General features: G+C 57.6%; 3 protein-coding genes. 1 reads left to right on the plus strand and 2 read right to left on the minus strand.

The annotated features are described in order from the left end of the window. Positions 1-264: 264 nt before the first annotated feature. Together ACM43_RS11600 and ACM43_RS11605 are read right to left on the minus strand one after the other, a co-directional pair. Positions 265-2478 (minus strand): hypothetical protein, encoded by a 2214-nt coding sequence (locus ACM43_RS11600; RefSeq protein WP_271540163.1) that lies wholly within the window; start codon positions 2476-2478, stop codon positions 265-267. A 1195-nt stretch (positions 2479-3673) separates the two neighbouring features. Further along, entirely contained in the window at positions 3674-4909 is a 1236-nt protein-coding gene (locus tag ACM43_RS11605; protein ID WP_124163636.1) for a cytochrome P450, read from the minus strand. A gap of 1342 nt (positions 4910-6251) precedes the next feature. On the opposite strand from ACM43_RS11605, the gene ACM43_RS11610 reads away from it, so the two are divergent. Then, positions 6252-6386: a hypothetical protein gene (locus ACM43_RS11610; RefSeq protein ID WP_260374199.1), complete on the plus strand. Its 135-nt coding sequence runs from the start codon at positions 6252-6254 to the stop codon at positions 6384-6386. Positions 6387-7897 lie beyond the last annotated feature (1511 nt).

The raw sequence follows: 7897 nt of genomic DNA on the forward strand, positions 1-7897 counted from the left end.
GCCTGCAATAGTCAGCGGCCCAGCTTCTCGCCCGAGCGCCGATGTTCGCCAGGGCAGGGAATGGCAGCTTGCTTGTACGACGACCGACAATCCTCCGGATCGCCAGCCGATACCCCTTCCGTAAGAAGTGTTCTCTCCCCGGCTCCATCCTTGTGTAAGCTGGAGTTCGACGAGGCTCGGCGCAGCTCAGGCAATCCGCCGAGCCGGTCCGAAAGGCATGAACTCTGACGCCGAACGGCTCACCGGCGCAAGAAAACCAGCTCACTAGATCCCCAGTCGAGCCATCTGAGCTGAAGCGTGCTCCGGGTCGGGAAGGGGCTGCCATGGCTGGCCAGCGGCGGTGCTCAACAAGGACCTACAGAATGCGGGAGTGAGCTTGCCTCGGTGGATCACGACGTTCTCGTGCCCCTCGGCGGCTCGAGCGTTCTGCCAGTGCTGATTGTAGCCGCGCTGTTCGTCAGACTTGACGTGGCAAGCGGCGAATTCGCGATCGCCCAGCGTTGCCAATTGCCAGGCATGTACCGGCCGCTTGGTGTGGATGTGTACCCACATCGGCCTTGGCGTCGCGCCATTGCTCAGCGCCATGGGCTGTAGCTTGATTTCAAACAGCGTCCCTGGCTCTCCCTTCAAGGCGCGAGGTGGATCCACTGACGCCAGTTCCCCCGCTGCCCGTAACTGTACAAGGTATTTCTGCGATGGAAACGCATAGGTCTTCATGCAATCGCTCGTGATTGCTGCCTTTCGCGCGCTCAATGACTTTGCCTGCCCCTGAACCTCGGACCCCATCCTTTGAAGCCGGACTATCTTTTCGTGCACTTCGGGCACCTGCGCAGCGGTGAGCAGGCCCCATCGGCGAGGCTCCTCCAGCGCGGCTACACAGGCCTCAATCTCGGAGGACTGCGTCTGCAAGCGCTTGATCACGCGATTCAGGACATGTTCGGCGTCGTCGGGCTTCATCTGGCGCGCTTGCGAGACGGCGCTTTGCTGAGCCCGCAGATCGAACTGCAGCAGCTCGTCCAATCGCTCAAGTAATCCCGGCAGTGCCTTCCTGGAGGGCGGAGCCTGCCACATCTGGAGGTGATCGGTCGCAGAGGATGACGCAGCTGCCTCCTCCGGCGTGGCGAGTTTCTTTGTACCGAGATCCGAGAGCACGATGACCTTGCCCGTCGCGGCCGCGGCGGCATCGGACCTTCCCAGTTGCGGCGCGGGCGGGCTGGCCGTCGAACTCCCCTCGCCCGCGGCTGCTCCGCGCTTTGCTTTGCCCTTTCTGCGCGCTGGAGTGCCTTCACCCACCAGGGCAGTGTTTTCAGGAAGCGCAGCCCAAGCCGGCGGTTCAATCGTCACTTCCGTCTTTGGCTGCAATGCCAGCAGCCGCATGACGTCGTTCGCCGTCACCCACGCTCCGTCCACGATCTCGCCAAGCAACTGCAAAGGAAGGTCAGCTTCCGTTCCAGCCTCCCTCAGGGGCTCAAGCATGCCCCTCAGTTGGGATGCAAATTCCGAAAGCCGTTCCATCACTCCTTCCAGAACGGCGCGGTGCTCGGCGTCGAGCACCGCTCCTCCGCGAACGGCCTCGCCCGTCGAAATAAATGCCGGAAAAACATCTTCAACAAAGGTCCCGAGCAGACGCACCTGCCCCCTCTCGTCCATGAGGGCGGCTCGCACGTCCGGTGCTAACGTGCTCGCTCGCGACTCAATCAAGAGCTGGGCGAGAGCGATGCGCGATTGCAGATACATGCACCTGGTATTGAGCGCCCAGCCCGTATTGAGCCTGAGTTGGCCCTCTTCGGTCTTGCGCATCTCGGGCGTGCTGCTTGGCAAGTGGGCAGTAGCCGCACAGACTGACTGCATCCGCTCGAAGCGCAACGCCTTCTTTCCCCACCAGTCCATGCAGGCAGCATACTGGTTCGCGACGCCCGCAACGACGCGGCTCAGCTGGTCGGGCGGAGCGGTGTCTTTGACCTCGTCGAGCAGGGCTTTTGCTTTCTTTCTCCTGTTCTCAAGTGGGTACAGAATCTCGGTGGCTACTTCGTTACATTGGTTGCCCGCATCCAGCGTGTTGTCGCGGAGCCGGCGAGCCTGATCGTCGGGCAGGATACGACGCGCCAAATTGGAAGGCAGATTCGCGTAATACTCCAGAACTGTTGAGCCTGCTTCGACCACTCGATCGATCAGCTCTTGCGCCTTTTCCGAGTTGCAGCGTTGCATGGCCGCTCGACGGCAAGTTTCAAACTTCTCAAGCAGGCTGTCCAAATTTCGCTTTGCGGCCTTGATCTCGTTGCGCGTTGGCGCCGCCATATCTGAAGCCGCAGTTCTGTCTTGAGGTCCGGAGCGCATCCGCTCCAGGACGGCATCGAAGGATTGACCGCGTTCCCCAGGGAAGAGACCAGGCTCCAGGCTCGAACGGCTCAATTCCCCGGCGCTGTCGGCTCCCGCCGCCTCACCCTGTGATGAATCAGCTCGGCCAATACCTTTCATACTTCATCTCCGAATAGTCGAGAGTGCGCAGCCTGTCTGGATAGGCCGCCTAGCTGACGACTAGCTGACCAAGAGCCATTCATCTGGATGCACAAGAAATAAGACCTCGCCTTGAGTTCCACTTCAATCGCAGCTTGGTCGTGTTGCTGAACTAGCCGCATCAGTGCCGGTGTGATCAGCTGAGACGTGACCGGCGTCCGACCTGCCCTACCCACGGAATAGTCCCTACCCGAACGCCTTGGCTCTATGCACGCGAGCTGGGCCAAGTCAAACGCTAGAGAGCAGCCAGGAACGCGCTCGCCTCCTGAACGGCGATTTTTGGCCAAGCAGAACTGGCCAGCGTATGTCGATCGGCAGACCTTCGCTCGCAACGCACGCGTCCCGCTATCCACTAAACAGACTTCGACCGAAGAGTTTACCAAGTCACCAGCCATCGACGGGTGTGCCGAGACGTCGGAGGCCATCAGCAACGACATTTTGCCCGTCGGAACTGAGCAGAATCGAGGTTGCGCAACTCCCTCAAACTATATCTCGCAAAAGCCGGGCCGCCGCCCAGGCCGGTTAAATCACACTCATAGAAATGTGGCAGCAAGCATATCGAGCACACCGAGCGTCACCCCGACCAGCGAATTGGGTGTCCGCACGTCTCTAAAGAGCAGAAAGGTGAGTATCGGCTCCACTACCAGAATAGCTCCCACTATTTCGCGGCAATGATCCAGATATTCTTCATATGCATGTGGCGAAGCGCTTATCTGAAAATGAGGTAGATGCCACCGAAGGATATCAGGAGAAACATCGGCCACAGGCATTGCCAAATTACTGCCGGTCTTCCCCAGGGAGCTTGAGGTAATCAACTCGGGGAATATCCAAATCGCTTCTCCAAGGAAAATCGCTGCAACCCGCTACAATCTTCAGCATCAATTCATCGGCCTCCACGTTCCGGCTATACAAGGCAACCCGAACAGGCGGCATCGGAGTTGCCGTTGAGGCCCTTTCGGCATCTCAGGCGTTTGCAAGTCGAGACGCGCGCCTGACATGTCGCTTCTCACGGGGACTTCAAACGTCTGCCCGGTCGATCAGTAGTTGCCCACTAAAAATGCTTCGCGTCGATCAAGCCATCTGCGCAGATTGAACATTAGTTCAGATCAATCCACCCTGACCGCGCGCCGGCGGCCGGGGACTGGCGCGACCAGGCCTACGCTTCAATCCGCACGGGGAGAGCCGAATAGCCGTGCACGAAGTTAGATGCAATTCGCTCGGGTTCGCCGACGACCTCGATCTCCAGTCTCGCATCCAAGATCTCTTCCCAGAGGACTCTCAACTGCAGTTCGGCAAGATGTCGACCAAGACAGCGATGGATTCCGAATCCGAACGAGAGGTGCTGCCGCACATTCTTCCGGTCGATCACGAAACTGTTGGCGTTCTCAATGATCTCTTCGTCTCTGTTGCCGGAGATGTACCACATGACGACCTTGTCGCCTTTCCGGATCTGTTTCCCGCCTACGATGCTGTCGACCGCGGCAGTGCGGCGCATATGCGCGATCGGTGTCTGGTATCGGATAATCTCGGACACGGCGCTCGAGACCAGCTTGGGATTGTCGGCTAGTTTTCGCAGTTCGGAGGGGTACTGGCTCATGAACAGGAGGCCGCCGGTAATCGAGTTGCGCGTCGTATCATTTCCCCCCACGATCAGCAGAATCAGATTCCCGAGAAACTCACTCGGCTTCATATGGCGTGTGGCGGGCGAATGCGCCATCAAGGAAATCAGGTCGAGGCGCGGCTCGGCATTAATGCGCTCGTTCCAAAGCCCTGTAAAATAGTCCAGACATTCTGATAAGATTGTGCTTCGCTTGTCCCAGCTGTCGATCGCATGGCCTGCTTTCGGAGTTGTAACAGCTACGTCTGACCAATAGGTCAGTAGTCGCCGATCCTCAAATGGAAAGTCGAAGAGCGTGGCGAGCATTTGCGTCGTCAACTCTATCGAGACCATGTCTACCCAATTGAAGGCTTCATTGCGCGGCAAGCCATCGAGAATCGCCCTGACCCGAGAGCGGATCAAGGTTTCGAGCTTCGTCAGGCTTTCCGGTCCGACGATCGGGCTCACGGTATTGCGCTGCTCGGCGTGCTTGGGAGGCCCCATCTTGATGAAACTCTGGGTCCAGTGTTTATCAGGCACGTCGACAATAGTGACACCTTGCTTTGATGAGAATGCTTTGTGGTTTGTGTCTATCGCTACGATGTCCCGATACTTCGTCACGGACCAATATGGACCGTGGGGGCTGTCTTTGCAGTAGTGAATGGGATCTTCTCTTCGCAACCGGTCAAAGAAACCCCATATGCTATCGTCTTGAAAGCGCCTGCCTTCGCTTACATCCAGCTCGCTCAGCGGGATAATGTCATCTGCTTTATGATCTTCTGATCGCCTGCTCATGATCATCTCCGCAGATTTTGCTCCCGAGAGGTTACAGATCTAGGGTCACGATTCACCGTTCGAGCTGCCGAGAGCGTTTGGCTGCGACGGGCCGCCCGACCAGACTATCTCAAAGCGCGGCTGGCCTAGCCCTACCACGTCGGGCAGTAAGGATCGTATTGACTTTCCGACCCGATCTACTCAATCACTGAGAGCTGTCACCACGAGCTGGACGACGGCTGTGCGGGAGACAACATCCGATCGAATACACACTCCCAAGGTCGCCAGCCATTTTGCGACCTCTCACTGTCGTTTCGAGTCCAGTGAGACCAATTGAGGCGGCTCGGCAGTCTGCCGCCCATCGTGATCTTGGCCGAGGCACCCCAAAGCGGCGAAGCTGGAAGGGGCAATCCTCTCTTGCATAGTAGTTCCCGCATTGGGTGTCCTGTGGGGTAACCTGAGAAAGAGGGCGGTGCGAGGAGGCTCTGAAATGCGGACGCGAGCAGGTGCAGGTAAGGTCCGCAGGTCTGCAAGGTGAGCGCCGGAGAGGCTTCAAACCTGATGCGGTGTCCGGCCTGGAAGGCTCGGACACTGTAAAATGGAGGCTGAAGCCTTGCACCGAAACGCTGCAGGAACCGTTTCGGTCGAGAAACGTGGGAGGCGGGGCAAATCGGAGCGACCGGGCATGACGGAGCACCGTCCCGACTAGTCGCCGAAGCCGAACGCCTTCGCGTCAGGTCGAGCAGCAAAACCTGGGGCAGCCCGCCCGAGGCAAATGTGCGAACAGCACGTCAGAGTGAGACCGGCGCTCAAATGCGCCGATTCGCTGAGATCTCCCGCCGCATGATCAAGTCGAGAGCTTTTCCCGCCTAGATAGCTGCGTTAAGAGATCCTCTCTTTAGTAGTGGAGGAAGTGATGAGCCATGACCGGATCGTTACGGCGGCCATCATCGCCGTTGGCGCTCTCAACACGGTGCTCGCAGCGATAGCGCTCTTGTCGTTCTGAGCAGCGCAATTTTCTCATGCGACAGGAGGCCATCTCGATTGGCGGCCTCTTTCATTCACGCAGCGTCTCCGCGTATGGCCCGATCGCGTATACGGAACGCGGTCTCCGCTTGGTCCGCTTCGTGGCGCCAAGGATCATGCAGCCTATCTTCTTTTCAGCCCGCCGGTTCGAAATCGTGAGTAGGTCATCCGGTACCGGGTCTAGCGGCTTCGGGGTACCCGTCCACCGCACCCGTTAAGAGAGTAGTTACCACTCACTGTCAGCATTTCCATATTAGGTCGCCATAGGCGGCAGCCAATCTGAGAACGTCTGATTTTCCGACACGCCCGGTTAGCGGTCTCTTTCAGGAGAGGCCCAATGTTCAAGGGCTTCACGGTGGCAGTTGCGGCGCTGATTTCCACAGCGCAACTGGATCAATACCTCACGCACGGTCGGTACACCGACGCGGCGATCGCTATGCTCCGGCACATCAGGCATGGGTTTGGCTTTTGAGAAACCGGAACGCATCTGGAAAGCAATTCACGGGTTGATCTCGATGCGGAGGAGCAACGCGCCATAGCCATATTGGGAGCTGGGCTTTGTATCGAGCTGTGTGACCTGCTTGCTCTCCTGAGCTTGAGGCAGCTCGGTCTGATCGGAGTCTGCGATTTGAAAGCTGCCGCGCACGAGTTACGGAGGCGCGTTGTCTTGAGCGAACTCGGGTAACGATCAGGTGATGATCAGATGATAAAAGTGCGGATCTAACATGACGGTGCGCGACAAGACGTTCTCACCGCGCCGATTTTTAGGTCCTCAGGGGGCTAAGGGCTGGATGGGGTCGACGACGGAAGGGGCCGGCTCTGGTTGGGATTAATTGGGCGGTCAATTTGACCAAAGAGCAAGCCGATCGCCTCGCGGAGATTGAGTTGACGAGCACGAGCGGGACTAGCGTAAGCCCGGTCAGAGCCTAGACAGCGAGACGGATGAGTGGACATCCTCTTCATCTTGCCGATCAACGCCGAAAAGACATACCGACACCGCCCGCCTAGCATGCTTCCTTCTTTGGACAGACTGATCTCGCGAACCGCCATCTCGCCCACAGCAAGAGCGTCAGTCACTCCAGGACTATGAACCTCAATCACTCTTTTGCGATCAGTCGCAGTTTGGATCGCCATGATCGACTCGACCAAGCCAAGCTTCCTAAGAGCGCAGTTCAAGCCAGACTCGAAAAGGTGTTGTTGGTCACGAGCGAAATTGATGCCGGAAATCAGGCGCGAGATCGGCATAGCTGCGCTCCCGTGCTTGATCTGGCGGAAGCACAAAGAGTCTCTCAGACGCTGAAATAAGTCACGGACCCGCGATGATGTTTGTGGGCTGCACCTCCAGGAAATAGCAGTCATGGGACTCATAGTGCCGATCTCCATAGTAACACTTCGTCTCTAGGCGCAAAGTATTGACCATCCAGTCAGCACCGCTTCGGAGCCGAGTTTATGCTTAGGCGTTGCCGACAGATGCGCCTTCCTTCCGACGTGTCCGCTTTGGGCTGAAACCGGCAACCTCAACCCGAGCAGATGTCTTCCGCTTGGCCCTCGTCAGCCGACATTGCGTTATTGGTTCAAGCCCTAGATCATTTCCCTTTTGCCAACTCGAAAGCTACGAACGTAATACCCCTGTCGCTGAACGGCCGACTTTATCTCGTCGCTGACTTTGAGAACTCTAGTTCTGCTCTTGTGCCATTTATTGGAAGAGTAAAGTGCGGGCATCTCAGAAGCGTTGCTTATGACGAGGAAGTCCCGCTTGCTATTGGAATAGACATCAAACATGTCACCCTCGCAGAAATGTCGAGTAGAGCAAATATGTTTGGTAACGACCGTGTCAGCTGTAGTGCGCTGGGCCAGCGAGCGGGTGGTAGTCTGGGATGCCTGCTGGTTAGACTTCGCACCCAGTGAATGTCGGGGAAATGTTAGCGCGCCAACCGATCAGCTCAGATTTCTTTTTGCATGCTGTTTCCATGCCAGGCCAGT

This window comes from Bradyrhizobium sp. CCBAU 45321, assembly GCF_028128975.1.
In the GTDB taxonomy this organism is placed as follows: Bacteria; Pseudomonadota; Alphaproteobacteria; order Rhizobiales; family Xanthobacteraceae; genus Bradyrhizobium; species Bradyrhizobium yuanmingense.